This window comes from Flavobacterium litorale, assembly GCF_019613795.1.
Classification (GTDB): Bacteria; Bacteroidota; Bacteroidia; order Flavobacteriales; family Flavobacteriaceae; genus Flavobacterium; species Flavobacterium litorale.
Map to the genome: position 1 here is coordinate 1,015,680 of NZ_CP080429.1, position 13,979 is coordinate 1,029,658.

Sequence of the window (13,979 nt, forward strand, 5' to 3'; positions counted from 1 at the left end):
ACATTTTCTAAAAATATACCTCCTTTGCCACTCGGTACGTATTGGCATGCGCTTCTATAATAATTTTTATATCGGGGCTATAACCACCGCCCATACTGCACTGTACGGGTATGCCCAGTTTTTGGCATAGGTTCAATACAAAAGTGTCACGCTCTTTACAGCCTTCTACACTACAACCGAGTTTGCCCAATTTATCGGATGCTAAAATATCTACACCGCTCAGGTAAAAAATAAAGTCGGGTTTATGGTTGTCAATCAATTTTGGCAATGTTTCTTCTAAGATGGTTAGGTACTCATCATCACCTGTATTATCTCCCAGAGCAATATCCAAATCAGACGTTTCTTTCTTAAAAGGGTAGTTGGTTTTACCGTGCATACTAAAGGTAAATACAGCATCATTATTTGCAAAAATTTCGGCAGTACCATTCCCCTGGTGCACGTCGAGGTCTACAATTAGTATGCGTTTCGCTTTTTTGTTTTGCAGTAGGTAGTGTGCTGCTGTAGCTTGGTCGTTTAATAAGCAAAAAGCCTCACCATGGGTACTATAGGCATGGTGCGTGCCACCTGCAATATTAAAGGCAATACCTTTTTGCAAGGCTTGTTCGCATCCCCAAATGGTGCCTTGCGCAATGCGCAATTCACGCTCTACCAACTCCGCCGAAAGCGGAAAGCCTATTTTACGTGCCGCTCGCGCATCTAATGTAAGGTTAAGTAAATCATCTACGTACACTGTTTGGTGCACGCCCAGTATGTATTGCATATCGGGCATATTGGGTGCATAAAACGCCTTTTCAGTTATCGTGCCCTCGTGTATAAGTTGTTGGGGTAGCAACTCGTATTTTAACATCGGAAAACGATGCCCTTCGGGTAACGGGTGTTTGTATATCGGGTGAAAAGCAATGGGAAGCATTCTTAGTAAACTTTGTACAAAGATACGCTTCCCGTATCATGTTTAACTGTTACTGCTTTTATTTTTGGGCTTATCAAACAAAACGTAATCCAAACTCCATTTTCCTGCTCCCATAGTAAAGTACAGAAAGAATAGTAGTATGAATAACGAAAAGATACCCCCATTTAAAAGATTCATGTTTGCCATATCCCATAGTAATACACCCATAACAAAAGTTAGTGGTGGAGTAACCAAGCGGGTAAACAACCCCAGTGCTAAAAATATTCCTCCAACTAACTCAATTATTTTGGCTAAATAAATCATAAATACTGGGGCAGGAAAACCCATTTTTTCTACATAAAGAGAATATTCAATCATAATATCGTCCCGAAAAATTTCCATACCAAACTTTGCCATTATTATCCCTGTTAAAATTCTAACAAGGTCAAATCCGTAGCTCCAAAGTGGTTGTGTGCTAAATACTTTTGCTTTCATAATCGTTCTATTTTAATTATACCACAAAACTAAATGGGTTAGTTGCTAACTTTGGTAAAAGCCCGTAAATCAAATGTAAACAAATGTAAAAAGTGCATTTTGGGCATTATAAAAAGGATGAAATTGCTATTTTTAACCATGATTAAATTTGTATGTACTCTTATAGTTTTATGTACGTTTTGTACGCCTGCTTTTTCAGGTACTTTTTTATTTGATGATGGTGTTGAAAAAGACCAACAGCATATTGCGCTCCGTAAAGTGGGGCACGAATTATTGTTAAATGCCAACGATGCTACCTCTAGGGTTTTGCCGATACAACAGGTTGACGGAAGTACGTACGAAATTCATTTTGAGCACCCTTTTGCGTTGCACCCTGATGCACTTATTGAAATTATAGCCAACGAAGAAAAGAAAGGGTACATCCCCCAAAACTATATTGTACAAGTGTACGACGTAGCTACCAATACGGTACAATATGCTTATAGTATGCCTACAGCAGAAGCCGATGCTGTACCCTGTTTGGGGCGTGCGTTACCGAAGGACAACTACTATATTACCATACAATTTATAGAAACAAACAATGTAATATGGTATGCAGCAGGAGTTATACCTTTGTTTGTATTGTTTGGTTGGCACCAACTACGCACTACTAAAAAGAAAGCCAAAGCTCCTGTTGCGGTACAGCCTCATGTTCCTGTGATGATAGGAGCTTGCAAATACTTTCCAGATCTACAAAAACTAGAGGTAAAAAATACCGTACAGAGCCTTACAGCCAAAGAAGCCAAAGTACTCAACATATTTGCCACCAATGTCAATACAGAGGTTACCCGCGAACGCATCCAGAAAGAAGTTTGGGAAGATGAAGGGGTAATAGTAGGGCGTAGCTTGGATATGTTTATCTCTAAACTGCGTAAAAAATTTAAAGACGAACCTGCTATACAAATAGTAAGCATTCATGGTAAAGGCTATAAACTTATTGCCGAAGCGTAGTTTATTTACCTACCAATACACTTACAGCATTACCACCAAAACCAACCGCATTTACGAGTACTTTTTTTATTGGTTTTTGGTTTTTCTGACTAGGAATAAAAGGTATACCAATAAACGTATTGTGCTGTATCATCATCAGTGCCAATTCGAGGCTAAGCAAGCCCGAAGCACCAAAAGTATGCCCCGTTTTCCACTTGTTGGTGGTAAGTAAAGGCAGGCTTTCGCCGAAAATTGACTGAACAGCGTTGTATTCTGATAAATCGCCCTTTACGGTACCGGGAGCGTGCATTACTATAGCATCAACTTCGTTTAAGGGAGTGTTGCGCAACGCCATTTGCATGGATTTTTGCAAACATACTGCATTTGCCGAAATGGAAACACTATGCTTTAATTCCTCTGTAGCATAACCAATACCCTCAATATAACCCAACGCATTTGTTTTACGACCAACCTCCAAACACGCAGAGGCTGCACCCTCGCCCAATACCATAGTGTTGGTTTTTTTATTGAGGTCTAAGGCACGACAGGGATATTCCGATTCGTTAGAGGCATATATTTTCATCGCTTTCATTTGGGCTATGGTAAAAGGGGTAAGCGGTGCCTCGCTGCCACCCACTAAAAATTTCGACGTCATACCCGATTGTAACCACGCCACCCCATTAAGCAAAGCATGCAATGCTGTAGAGCACGTTATGGAGTGCGAAATATCGGGACCTGTAGTTTTTAAATCTTGTGCCACCCACGAAGCGATATTGCCTAGTGTAGTAGCAGGCGACGCTTGTGTAGCCGTTAATCCTGTTTTTAGGAATTCTTGATGGTATTGTTCAAATAATGCTGTTGCCCCACGAGATGAACCTATATTTACGCCAAAATCGTCGCCCTGTTGCCATCCTGCATTTTGTACTGCTTCGCGCGAAGCTAAAAGCGCATACAATACCGAATTATCAAGATTAAGGTACTTATTTTCGGAAGCCCTTAATGCAGCTACTTTTTGCTGTAACGTATCGTGTAGGGGTGCGCCCAATGCCTGCGTACCGTTACAATCCATAGGTTGGATTAACGATGTTGTGTTGCAGTAGTTTTCCCAGATGGTTTCAGGGGTATCGCCCAACGCGGAAAACGAACGAAGCGAGGTTATGGCTATGGGTGGTAACAATAGTGCGGTTTTTCCGCAAAAATACTGTAAAACCTCAAACTACCGAAACCTATAGCCTTTTAATGTACTTCTTCTATTGCGGATGCTATTGTTTCGTAAATTTCAGATAACAACTCGTCGCTAATAATATACGGAGGTAGTATGTAAATAATGTTACCTACAGGGCGCAGTATTACCCCTTTATCAATAAAATAATTATATAGCTTGTTACGTAGTCCGCCGTAGTAGCTTTCTTTACTTTCCGTTTTTAATTCGAGGGCAAATATTACTCCCAGCACCCGAGTTGTTTTTATACGTGGATGTTGTGCTATTTTTGCCTGAAAAGCCAAGTGCTGTTGGTTAATACGCTGTATGTTAGCTTGCATTTCGGGTTGTTGTAATAGCTGTATGCTTGCTAATGCTGCTGCACAACCTGTTGGGTTGGCGGTAAAGGTATGCCCATGAAAGAGGGCTTTGTTTACATCGTCATCATAAAAACCATCAAATAATTCTTGTGTAAATGTGGTTATTGCCATAGGGATTGTACCGCCTGTTAGTGCTTTGGAGAGGCACATCATATCGGGTTGTGCAGTAAGGTAATCGCAAGCAAAGTTTTTACCACTTTTACCAAATCCTGTCATAACCTCGTCGGCTACCGTAAAAATATTATTGTCTTTACAAGTACTTATTAAGGTATCTAACGCTTCAGGAGCATACATTACCATACCTGCTGCACCTTGCACTAAGGGTTCGAATATAAAGGCAGCGTAATCGTTTGTTTTGGTAAGTTCTTTTAAGGCATCAAGGCTAGCTTCTTCTTGCCCTGCTACAGGCACGGGAATACGGGTAACCTCTATAAGCGAACCGCTAAAGGCTTCGGTAAAAAACGATATACCGCTGGCAGCCATAGCGGCAAAAGTATCGCCATGAAAAGCATTTTCAAAAGCAATAATTTTAGTGCGTTTTTTGCCCTTGTTGTAATAGTATTGCAAGGCTACTTTTAGGGCAATTTCTACCGCCGTAGAACCATTATCTGAAAAGAAAAATTTTTGCTGATTGCTGGGTAGTATTTCTTTGAGTTTTTCGGCTACCTGTATAGCAGGTTCGTGTGTAAAACCGCCAAACAATACGTGCTCTAATGTAGTGAGTTGTTTATATATGGCATCGGCTATAAACTTGTTGCTGTGCCCAAAGGGGTTTACCCACCACGAGGCTATGGCATCTATGTACTGCTTGCCTTTATCGTCCCACAGCAATGCGCCTTCGCCACGTTGTATGGCAATGTGTGGGGCTGCTGTTTTGTGCTGTGTGTACGGGTGCCAAAGGTAGTGGGCATCGCGAGCTGCAAGGTCGTTATTTTGAGTTGTATTCATTACTATTCTAGGGCTTGTAGTTGTGCTTTAAACTGATTGGCGTAGTCACGAATAACCGTAGCGTCGAAAAAAGGTTCATCCTCTATTCTGCCGAGTAATTTTACACCTGTTTTTTTTAGAATAATTTCTTCGGTAGGCTTGTATTCATCACCGTTAAAAATAATACCCGCAATAGCAATGTTTCGTTGCTGCAAGGCTTCAATAGTAAGTAGTGTATGGTTTATGCTGCCCAAATAATGGCGCGATACTACAATAACTTTATAATCGGGTTGTAGTAGGTCGGCAATAGTATCGTTATCGTTTAACGGTACCAGCAAACCACCTGCACCCTCTATAACCAAGTGGTTTTTGGTTTTGGGCTCTTTTATTTTTTTGATGTCGATGGTAACATCGTCTATAGCGGCTGCCATATGCGGGCTTGCAGGGGTAGTGAGCGCATAACTGTTGTTGTGAAACACCGTTTTACTATTAGATACGTATTGTTTTACCTTGTGGGTGTCAGAATTATCAAGGTCGCCCGCTTGTACAGGTTTCCAGTAATCGGCTTTTAAGGCTTCGGTAACAATGGCCGATGCTACTGTTTTACCTACATCGGTACCTATGCCTGTTATAAATAGTTTCATGAGATATTGAATTCGTTTCCGCAGTTGCTACAGCGGTATTTGTATTTGATGTAAAACGGAAGTGTGCCTAAAAAACCAAAACTAAAAAGGAATACAAAGAATGATTTTATGTTTTTTACGGTAGAACCAATCTCGACTTTATTTTGTTGGCATTTTGGGCATTTAATAGGCTTGCCTTTATCATCTAATGAATATCGACTTATTTCATCGAGTACTTTTTTTGCTGCTCCGAGCTGTTCCGTTTTTACAAACAGTTTTACTCCGCCAATAGCGTTGCTCATTAAGGGGTCTGTTTCTATTGTATGGTTATCAGCCATAAATACTTCTATGCCTTCAGACGCTAGTTTTCCTTTTATGATAATAGCTTCGGATGAATAAAGATAAGACCCAATTTTTGTAAAGGCACTTTCCATACTACAAATCTACTAAATCAAAGGGCAATAATTACCAGCTTTTTATACAGATGTACTTTGATAAAAAGTGTTTTGTAATTTTAATAAAACATTACCATATGCAGCAACTTATTATATGTACATTTGAAAAGTTTGATATAATTTAACATGTGTTTACTTTATGGACACCTTAAAAGTACCCTCTTACATTAAAACTGTTTTTATAGCATTACTCATTATCATTATTATACTTTTTATGGTGGCGGGTAAAACAATTTTAGTTCCGTTGCTTATATCGGGCTTTATAGCCATGTTGCTAACCTCTACGTGTAACAGGCTGGAAAGTTTAAAAATACCTCGTACCGTTAGTGCTATTATATGCCTTTTTGCCTTTATTTCTATAATATCGGTGCTATTGGTGTTTACCTATTTTCAGGTACGAGGCTTTATAGAAGATTTGGGTGGCGATCTTTCTGAAAAAGCAAATCTGTATGTTATAAAGGCGAATAGCTGGAGTTACGAAAACTTGGGGGTAGATATGGGTATGTACAACGGTTTTGAGTTTAAAAAAGCAGTAGCCATTGTACAAACTGAAGATGCTACGCCAACCCAACTGATATTATATATCCTTAGTATGTTATCAGACATATTATTGTTACCCATATTCATATTTTTTCTGCTTATATACCGCGATCATTTAGCGGTATTTATTAGTAAAGTATTCCGTAAAGAAAAAGATAGTGTTTTGCTGGACAGGTTAACGGATATACGCCGTATTGTACACGCCTATATTACAGGGGCAGGAAAAGTAATGCTTATTCTTGCTATTATTAATACTGCGGTATTACTAATATTGGGCATAGAGCACGCCATATTTTTTGGAGTGTTGGCAGGCGTATTAAATATTATTCCGTATTTGGGTCCTGTACTTGGGGCTATATTACCTTTCTTTTTCGCATTAATAACTAAGGACACACTTTTTTATCCTATAGCTGTTTTGGTGTCGTTTTCTTTTATACAAATACTCGAAAATGCGTATTTAACACCCAGAATTACAGGTGGTAATGTAAATCTTAATGCATTAGTTACCTTCTTGGGTTTATTAATAGGTGGTGCCATATGGGGTATTATAGGTATGATATTAATAATACCTACCATTGCCATATTGAAGAAGTTGTTTGAGATGAGCCCCGAAACACAACCTTACGCCTATTTGTTTGGTGAAGAAGATAGTAATTGGTTTAAGAAACGACGACCGCGCCAAAAAAAGCAAGAACCCGAGGTTACAGAGCAGCCTTAAGGCAATGCAATACGCCCTCAATTTCGGTAAACGTAACGGTACTGCGCAAACAAAACCGTAAGCGTTCTGAGCCTTCGGCTACTGTGGGCGACATAATAGGCTTTACATTATAGCCTTCCTTTTGTAAATGCTGTGCAATGCTTTTTACCTTTATATTGGTGGGGATAACGGCACAATGTATTGCCGACTTACTAACAATAAACTGATGTAACCCTAATGTTTTAGCTGTTGTTATAAAATGGTTGATATTGGCTCGTAATTGCTCCCAATTATTGTTATCACTCTCCATTTGCTTGTAAGCACATAAAATAGTAGCAACCGAGTGCGGTGGTAGCCCTGTAGTATAAATAAAACTACGTGCAAAATTAACTAAATAACTCCTAAGTTCCTTTGCGCCTAGTATTGCTGCACCATGGCAGCCCAAACCTTTGCCAAAGGTTACTATACGGGCAAAAACAGCACCTGCAATGCCCAGTTGCTGTACTAAGCCTTCGCCCTTTGTGCCAAAAACGCCTAGTGCATGTGCCTCGTCTATAACCAGTTTACAGTTATAATTCTTAGCCAATTTGGCTATTGCAATTAAATCAGGCGTATCGCCATCCATCGAGAAAACCGACTCGGTTGCAATGTACACTTCCGCAGCTTTGTTCGTATGCCTTTCTAGTAGTAATTTTAAAGCCGTTACATTATTATGTTCAAACTTATAGGCACTAGCATTACTCAACCGTATTCCGTCGCGTATGGAGGCATGTATAAGCTCATCATACAATACCACATCGCTTTTTTGAGGTACGCATGAAAAAAAACCAACATTAGCATCGTACCCCGAATTGAATAGTAACGCACTTTTAGCAGCATGGAATTGAGCAATATAATCTTCGGCTTCGGTGTACAATGTATGGTTTCCGCTAATAAGGCGCGAACCCGTAGCACCGTTGGCTATAGTGTTAGCCGATACCAATAACTCGCTTGCAGCCGTAAAAACAGCTTTGTTTTTCGATAATCCCAAATAATCGTTCGATGCAAAATCGATTAATGATGACGAGGTTGGTAATTCGCGTAATAAACCGTTTTTACTACGGTTTTCGAGTTTATCCTGAAGTGATTTGGGCAACTGCTGCATACTCCAAAAATAAGTATCTTTTTTATATTGCTTTATAAATTTAAATATTGTTTTATAATACTTAATTATTGTTTTTCAATAATTTTATTATATTTGTATTGTAACATCAAACCAAAAAAATATAGTATGAGACGACTTTCACTCTTAAAAACGGTTACCGATATATTATTTATCCTTACTATGATTGGGGCTATATTTGGGCTGCCGTTAATAATAATGGTATTTTTATTTCCTGATAGTATTCCATTTAAATTGGATGCAGACTCAGAATTATTACAAGGTAAGGAACAATGGGAAATAATAATTTTATTATTACTGTTATATGTAGGGGCTCTGTTTTTTGTGTACGCTCTTTATCTATTCAGAAAAACGCTCGACTTGTTTAGAAAACGTATCATTTTTGACGATCGTGTAATTAAGAATTTTGACCAGACGGGCAAGGCTATTTTAATAGGCTACTCTATTATAGCTGCAAGTATTGTGCTTGCTTGGATTACGAGTCCATCACATGATATAACTATTGGTATTGCCTTTAATAATTCATTGCTCACAATTGGCTTAGGGCTCTTTTTTATAGTGCTTGCTGAGGTATTTCAAACAGCAAAAGGTATGAAAGAGGAAAACGAATTAACGGTATAAGTTATGCCAATAGTTGTAAACCTTGATGTAATGCTTGCCAAGCGGAAAATGCGTAGTAACGAGCTTGCCGAGCGCATTGGTATTACTACTGCAAACCTATCTATATTAAAAACAGGTAAAGCCAAAGCGATACGCTTTTCTACCTTAGAGGCTATTTGCAAGGAGCTGGATTGCCAGCCCGCCGATATTATGGAGTATGTAAAGGAGTAACAAATCTAGATTACTAATATGTCATTGCTGCCATAGTAAAACGGAGCGTGGTAGTCTAATAGTTTAAGATTGTTTAGTCGTTCCTCCTCACAATGGCAGCAGGTATATAAAATCAAAAAAGCCCTTTCTTGTAGGAAAGGGCTTTTTAGTAAATATAAGTGAATTAATCAACCAAAATAATAATCTTGTTATCTTTCATTTCTAGTGTACCCGAATGTATAGCAAGCATTAACTTTTGCTCTTTGTCGTTACGGGTAAACTTTGGCGAATATTCGGTAGCAGCCTTTAGGTTAGGTACTGCAATTTTAATACTACCCTCATTTAACACCGATACAATATTGGCGTGATGGCTTAGCATTTGGAATTCGCCATTTACACCTGGTACCGTTACCGAGGTAACATCTCCTTTAAATAAGTGTCCTTCTGGCGATACTATTTCTAATAACATAGTTTAACCTGTTTTTTAGTTGTTACTGGTTGGGTATTACGAGTTGAACACGTAAAACATACAACCCGAAACAATATTACGCTTCAGTAAGCATTTTTTCTCCAGCTTCAATAGCTTCTTCAATAGTACCTTTAAGGTTAAAGGCAGCTTCTGGAAGGTGGTCTAACTCACCATCCATAATCATGTTAAACCCTTTAATGGTATCTTTAATATCTACTAGTACTCCAGGAATACCTGTAAACTGCTCGGCTACGTGGAATGGCTGCGAAAGGAAACGTTGTACACGGCGTGCGCGCGATACAGCTAGTTTGTCCTCCTCACTAAGCTCTTCCATACCCAAAATAGCAATAATATCCTGTAGTTCTTTATATTTCTGTAGTATCTCTTTTACGCGTTGTGTACACTTGTAGTGCTCTTCACCTAAAATTTGTGGTGTAAGTATTCTCGAAGTAGAATCCAATGGGTCTACCGCAGGATAAATACCTAGCTCAGCAATTTTACGCGAAAGTACTGTTGTTGCATCAAGGTGGGCAAACGTTGTTGCTGGTGCGGGGTCAGTAAGGTCATCCGCAGGTACATATACTGCCTGTACCGATGTAATAGAACCTTTTTTGGTAGATGTAATACGCTCCTGCATAGCACCCATTTCTGTAGCTAGTGTTGGTTGGTAACCTACCGCTGATGGCATACGACCTAGTAGTGCCGATACCTCTGAACCTGCTTGTGTAAAACGGAAGATGTTATCTACGAAGAAGAGTACATCTTTACCTTGTGCATCTCCAGCACCATCACGGAAGTATTCTGCGATAGTAAGACCAGAAAGTGCCACACGTGCACGTGCTCCAGGTGGTTCGTTCATCTGTCCGAATACGAATGTTGCTTTAGAATCTCTCATTCCAGCTTTGTCAACCTTAGCCAAATCCCATCCGCCTTCTTCCATAGAGTGCATAAAGTCGTCTCCGTACTTGATAATACCCGACTCTAACATCTCACGAAGTAAGTCGTTACCCTCACGTGTTCTTTCACCTACTCCTGCGAATACGGAAAGACCACCGTGACCTTTTGCAATATTGTTAATCAACTCCTGAATCAATACTGTTTTACCTACACCAGCACCACCAAATAATCCAATTTTACCTCCCTTTGCGTAAGGCTCAATAAGGTCGATTACTTTAATACCAGTAAATAAAACTTCTGACGAAGTTGATAAATCTTCAAATTTTGGTGCTTGACGGTGAATTGGTAAACCATTTTCACCCGCTTTAGGTAAATCACCTAAACCATCAATAGCGTCTCCAATTACATTAAATAAGCGTCCGTAGATATCGCTACCAATAGGCATTTGTATAGGGCTACCTGTACCTACAACCTCATACCCTCTACTCAAACCGTCAGTAGAGTCCATCGAAATGGTACGTACGGTGTTTTCACCTACGTGCGATTGTACCTCTAGTACAAGTAAAGTACCGTCTTTTTTAGTGATTTCTAATGAATCATAAATTTTTGGAAGCTCAGCGTTTTCGGTGTCAAACACTACGTCTACAACTGGTCCGATAATTTGTGCAACTTTTCCTATTACTTTAGACATTGCTTATGTATTTATTAAACAGCTATTTATTTACTGAAAAAAACTTCTTTTTTCCGAGCGCAAAGATAGTTTTTTCTGAACGATTTATGCAATTTTAATTTTGTATTTTTTTTAACAGAAGTGTACTTAAGAGGAAATTGATTGAGGTATTGTTATTTAAGTTCGGTTTGTTTTGAGGAAAACCCGAATGACCTCCTTATTCTTCTTTATCATATTTATTCAAAAGTATATTAAAATCGTCATCATTTAAGAATTTCTCCCAATCTTCATCATCTTTAACAAAAGAAGTCGAAATCCCATCGTTTTGTAAACTTATATCTAAATGATGTAAAGCTTCTTTTTTATTTCCTCTTAAAGCATAAAGACAAGCTAAATTATAATGGTTTCCACCAAGACTTATAGATTTTTGATATTTTTCAAATGCTAAATTATATAAATCTTCCTCCTCTTTCCCTGTTTTTGTTTTTGCCAATTTTGCTAAACCATTTCCCCAGTTATAGTATGCTTCATGCATGTCGGGATTAATATCGATTGCTTTTTGGTATTTTTTAAAAGCTTCAAGATACAATTGCTCCGCTTCGTTCCCTGTTTTTGTTTTTGCCAATTCTGCTAAATCTATACCCCAGTTATAGTATGCTTCATGCATGTCGGGATTAATATCGATTGCTTTTTGGTATTTTTTAAAAGCTTCAAGGTATAATTGCTCCGCTTCGTTCCCTGTTTTTGTTTTTGCCAATTTTGCTAAACCATTTCCCCAGTTATTATATGCTTCATGTTTGTCGGGATTAATATCGATTGCTTTTTGGTATTTTTTAAAAGCTTCAAGGTATAATTGCTCCGCTTCGTTCCCTGTTTTTGTTTTTGCCAATTTTGCTAAACCATTTCCCCAGTTATAGTATGCTTCATGCATGTCGGGATTAATATCGATTGCTTTTTGGTATTTTTTAAAAGCTTCAAGATACAATTGCTCCGCTTCGTTCCCTGTTTTTGTTTTTGCTAATTCTGCTAAACCACTTCCCCAGTTATTATATGCTTCATGTTTGTCGGGATTAATATCGATTGCTTTTTGGTATTTTTTAAAAGCTTCAAGGTATAATTGCTCCGCCTCTTTCCCTGTTTTTGTTTTTGCCAATTTTGCTAAACCATTTCCCCAGTTATAGTATGCTTCATGCATGTCGGGATTAATATCGATTGCTTTTTGGTATTTTTTAAAAGCTTCAAGATACAATTGCTCCGCTTCGTTCCCTGTTTTTGTTTTTGCCAATTCTGCTAAATCTATACCCCAGTTATAGTATGCTTCATGCATGTCGGGATTAATATCGATTGCTTTTTGGTATTTTTTAAAAGCTTCAAGGTATAATTGCTCCGCTTCGTTCCCTGTTTTTGTTTTTGCCAATTTTGCTAAACCATTTCCCCAGTTATTATATGCTTCATGTTTGTCGGGATTAATATCGATTGCTTTTTGGTATTTTTTAAAAGCTTCAAGGTATAATTGCTCCGCCTCTTTCCCTGTTTTTGTTTTTGCCAATTCTGCTAAATCTATACCCCAATCTGAATAGAGCGAGGAGAGTAAGCTATTAACTTCTTTATCATTTATATTTTTGGCTTTTACCTGTAGTCCTGAAATTACTTTTTCATCATATTTTTCATTAATTAACAGGTTTATTATTTCTTTTTTCAACAAGTTAATTTGAGTTTCATTCTTTGAAGCTTTATTAGGAGTAATTTTTCCTACTTCAAACTGTTGTATTGCTTCATCTACTTGTTCTTTTGAAATTTCTAATCGCTCCTTAACACCTTTAAAATGTTCTTTATCATCAATGTCAACAATTTCGTTTAGCATTTCTTTTAATGCTGTAAACGGTTTATCTACGATGCTAGGTTGCGATAATTTTAATTCGGCATTTAGTTTTAACATGAAAGAATCAGCATCGTACCCTTTTATCAAAAAAGCATTGGTGTGTGGGTTTGAAAGAAATTCTCGAACTTTTTTGCTAGGATCATTATTGTTATAGCTTACCCAATACAAGCCATTATCAAAACGACCTAGTTTTTTAATATGTTCAAATATGGGGTCTTCGGCACTATAGCCTATAAATATCCATGGTCTTCCATTTTTTATGGAATCAAATATTGTAGGCACAGTGGTTTTTACTTTATCCATTTCCTGCTGGGTATTTAATAACCATAGCCCATGATTTTGACCGTGAAGATACACTACTGATTTTTCTTTAAAAGTACTTGTAGTTAAGTCTTTTAATATTGCCATATCGTATGTTGCAGGAAATATGTTATATAGTGATAGTGCTCGGAGCATTAAATTATCAAAATTCACAGTTAATATATAATCAACATATCCTTCGTTTAATAATTGCGCTAAATAGATGTGAGTAACATTAATTTTCGCCTTCTTAATGTATCCTTTTAAAAGCTCATTTCTTTCATCAGGATCAAGACAATCCATAAGGTTTGGATAGTTCTTTTTGTCATCAGGTAAATCTTTGATGAAAGGACTGTGTTTATGTTGTTCTAGTATGTTTTTGACAATTTCACCCGCTAATGGAATATCGCCTGTGCATGAAGCGCCAGCGCCTAAAAAAAATATCGGTTGTGGACGTTTATTATCTTTAGCTTGTTTAAGTCGATAGGCTAAATGTTCTATTTTTATTTCTTTCATTAGTGGATGGATTTTTCTAAAATTAACAAAATTTTTAATACAATAAAAAAGCAGCTAAGAAATTAATTCGAAGCTGCCTTTATATGGTTTAGAAACA

General features: G+C 37.9%; 14 protein-coding genes. 4 read left to right on the plus strand and 10 right to left on the minus strand.

Annotated features, from left to right (window positions below; all coding sequences use genetic code 11):
- Window positions 1-7 precede the first annotated feature (7 nt).
- Both K1I41_RS04555 and K1I41_RS04560 read right to left on the minus strand, forming a co-directional pair.
- Window positions 8-910, minus strand: a complete 903-nt coding sequence (locus tag K1I41_RS04555) for a histone deacetylase family protein (protein WP_220641502.1) — start codon at window positions 908-910, stop codon at window positions 8-10.
- A 42-nt stretch (window positions 911-952) separates the two neighbouring features.
- Window positions 953-1,384, minus strand: coding sequence for a DoxX family protein (locus K1I41_RS04560; protein WP_220641503.1), 432 nt, complete (start codon window positions 1,382-1,384; stop codon window positions 953-955).
- 138 nt (window positions 1,385-1,522) lie between these two features.
- Between K1I41_RS04560 and K1I41_RS04565 the strand changes: the two genes are divergently transcribed.
- Window positions 1,523-2,374 carry a helix-turn-helix domain-containing protein gene (locus K1I41_RS04565; protein WP_220641504.1) on the plus strand — a complete coding sequence of 284 codons (852 nt, stop codon included), beginning with the start codon at window positions 1,523-1,525 and terminating at the stop codon, window positions 2,372-2,374.
- 1 nt (window position 2,375) lies between these two features.
- Here K1I41_RS04565 and K1I41_RS04570 read toward each other — a convergent pair whose 3' ends face one another.
- From K1I41_RS04570 to K1I41_RS04585, 4 genes are read right to left on the minus strand one after another with little or no spacing between them, the layout of a single operon-like run.
- The gene (locus K1I41_RS04570) at window positions 2,376-3,530 is read right to left on the minus strand and encodes a beta-ketoacyl synthase N-terminal-like domain-containing protein (RefSeq protein WP_220641505.1); all 1,155 of its coding nucleotides are present in this window, start codon (window positions 3,528-3,530) and stop codon (window positions 2,376-2,378) included.
- Window positions 3,531-3,589: 59 nt separating this feature from the next.
- On the minus strand, window positions 3,590-4,882 hold the full coding sequence (gene bioA / locus K1I41_RS04575) for an adenosylmethionine--8-amino-7-oxononanoate transaminase (RefSeq protein ID WP_220641506.1): 1,293 nt from the start codon (window positions 4,880-4,882) through the stop codon (window positions 3,590-3,592).
- A gap of 2 nt (window positions 4,883-4,884) precedes the next feature.
- Window positions 4,885-5,505 (minus strand): dethiobiotin synthase, encoded by a 621-nt coding sequence (gene bioD / locus K1I41_RS04580; protein WP_220641507.1) that lies wholly within the window; start codon window positions 5,503-5,505, stop codon window positions 4,885-4,887.
- Window positions 5,502-5,918 carry a putative signal transducing protein gene (locus K1I41_RS04585; protein ID WP_220641508.1) on the minus strand — a complete coding sequence of 139 codons (417 nt, stop codon included), beginning with the start codon at window positions 5,916-5,918 and terminating at the stop codon, window positions 5,502-5,504. Before K1I41_RS04585 ends, bioD begins: the two co-directional genes overlap by 4 nt.
- 160 nt (window positions 5,919-6,078) lie before the next feature.
- On the opposite strand from K1I41_RS04585, the gene K1I41_RS04590 reads away from it, so the two are divergent.
- Entirely contained in the window at window positions 6,079-7,197 is a 1,119-nt protein-coding gene (locus K1I41_RS04590; protein WP_220641509.1) for an AI-2E family transporter, read from the plus strand.
- Here K1I41_RS04590 and K1I41_RS04595 read toward each other — a convergent pair.
- Window positions 7,181-8,320 carry an aminotransferase class I/II-fold pyridoxal phosphate-dependent enzyme gene (locus tag K1I41_RS04595; RefSeq protein WP_220641510.1) on the minus strand — a complete coding sequence of 380 codons (1,140 nt, stop codon included), beginning with the start codon at window positions 8,318-8,320 and terminating at the stop codon, window positions 7,181-7,183. The genes K1I41_RS04590 and K1I41_RS04595 overlap by 17 nt on opposite strands.
- 126 nt (window positions 8,321-8,446) lie before the next feature.
- Here K1I41_RS04595 and K1I41_RS04600 point away from each other — a divergent pair, with 126 nt between their 5' ends.
- Together K1I41_RS04600 and K1I41_RS04605 are read left to right on the plus strand one after the other, a co-directional pair.
- A complete protein-coding gene (locus K1I41_RS04600) occupies window positions 8,447-8,959 on the plus strand; it encodes a DUF2975 domain-containing protein (RefSeq protein WP_220641511.1) in 513 nt (170 codons plus the stop codon).
- A 3-nt stretch (window positions 8,960-8,962) separates the two neighbouring features.
- Window positions 8,963-9,169, plus strand: coding sequence for a helix-turn-helix domain-containing protein (locus tag K1I41_RS04605; protein ID WP_220641512.1), 207 nt, complete (start codon window positions 8,963-8,965; stop codon window positions 9,167-9,169).
- 163 nt (window positions 9,170-9,332) lie between these two features.
- On the opposite strand, the gene K1I41_RS04610 is transcribed toward K1I41_RS04605, so the two are convergent.
- From K1I41_RS04610 to K1I41_RS04620, 3 genes are all read right to left on the minus strand, one after another.
- Window positions 9,333-9,617 carry a F0F1 ATP synthase subunit delta/epsilon gene (locus tag K1I41_RS04610; protein ID WP_220641513.1) on the minus strand — a complete coding sequence of 95 codons (285 nt, stop codon included), beginning with the start codon at window positions 9,615-9,617 and terminating at the stop codon, window positions 9,333-9,335.
- 76 nt (window positions 9,618-9,693) lie between these two features.
- The gene (gene atpD, locus K1I41_RS04615; protein ID WP_220641514.1) at window positions 9,694-11,205 is read right to left on the minus strand and encodes a F0F1 ATP synthase subunit beta; all 1,512 of its coding nucleotides are present in this window, start codon (window positions 11,203-11,205) and stop codon (window positions 9,694-9,696) included.
- A 196-nt stretch (window positions 11,206-11,401) separates the two neighbouring features.
- The gene (locus K1I41_RS04620; protein WP_220641515.1) at window positions 11,402-13,882 is read right to left on the minus strand and encodes a TPR end-of-group domain-containing protein; all 2,481 of its coding nucleotides are present in this window, start codon (window positions 13,880-13,882) and stop codon (window positions 11,402-11,404) included.
- Window positions 13,883-13,979 lie beyond the last annotated feature (97 nt).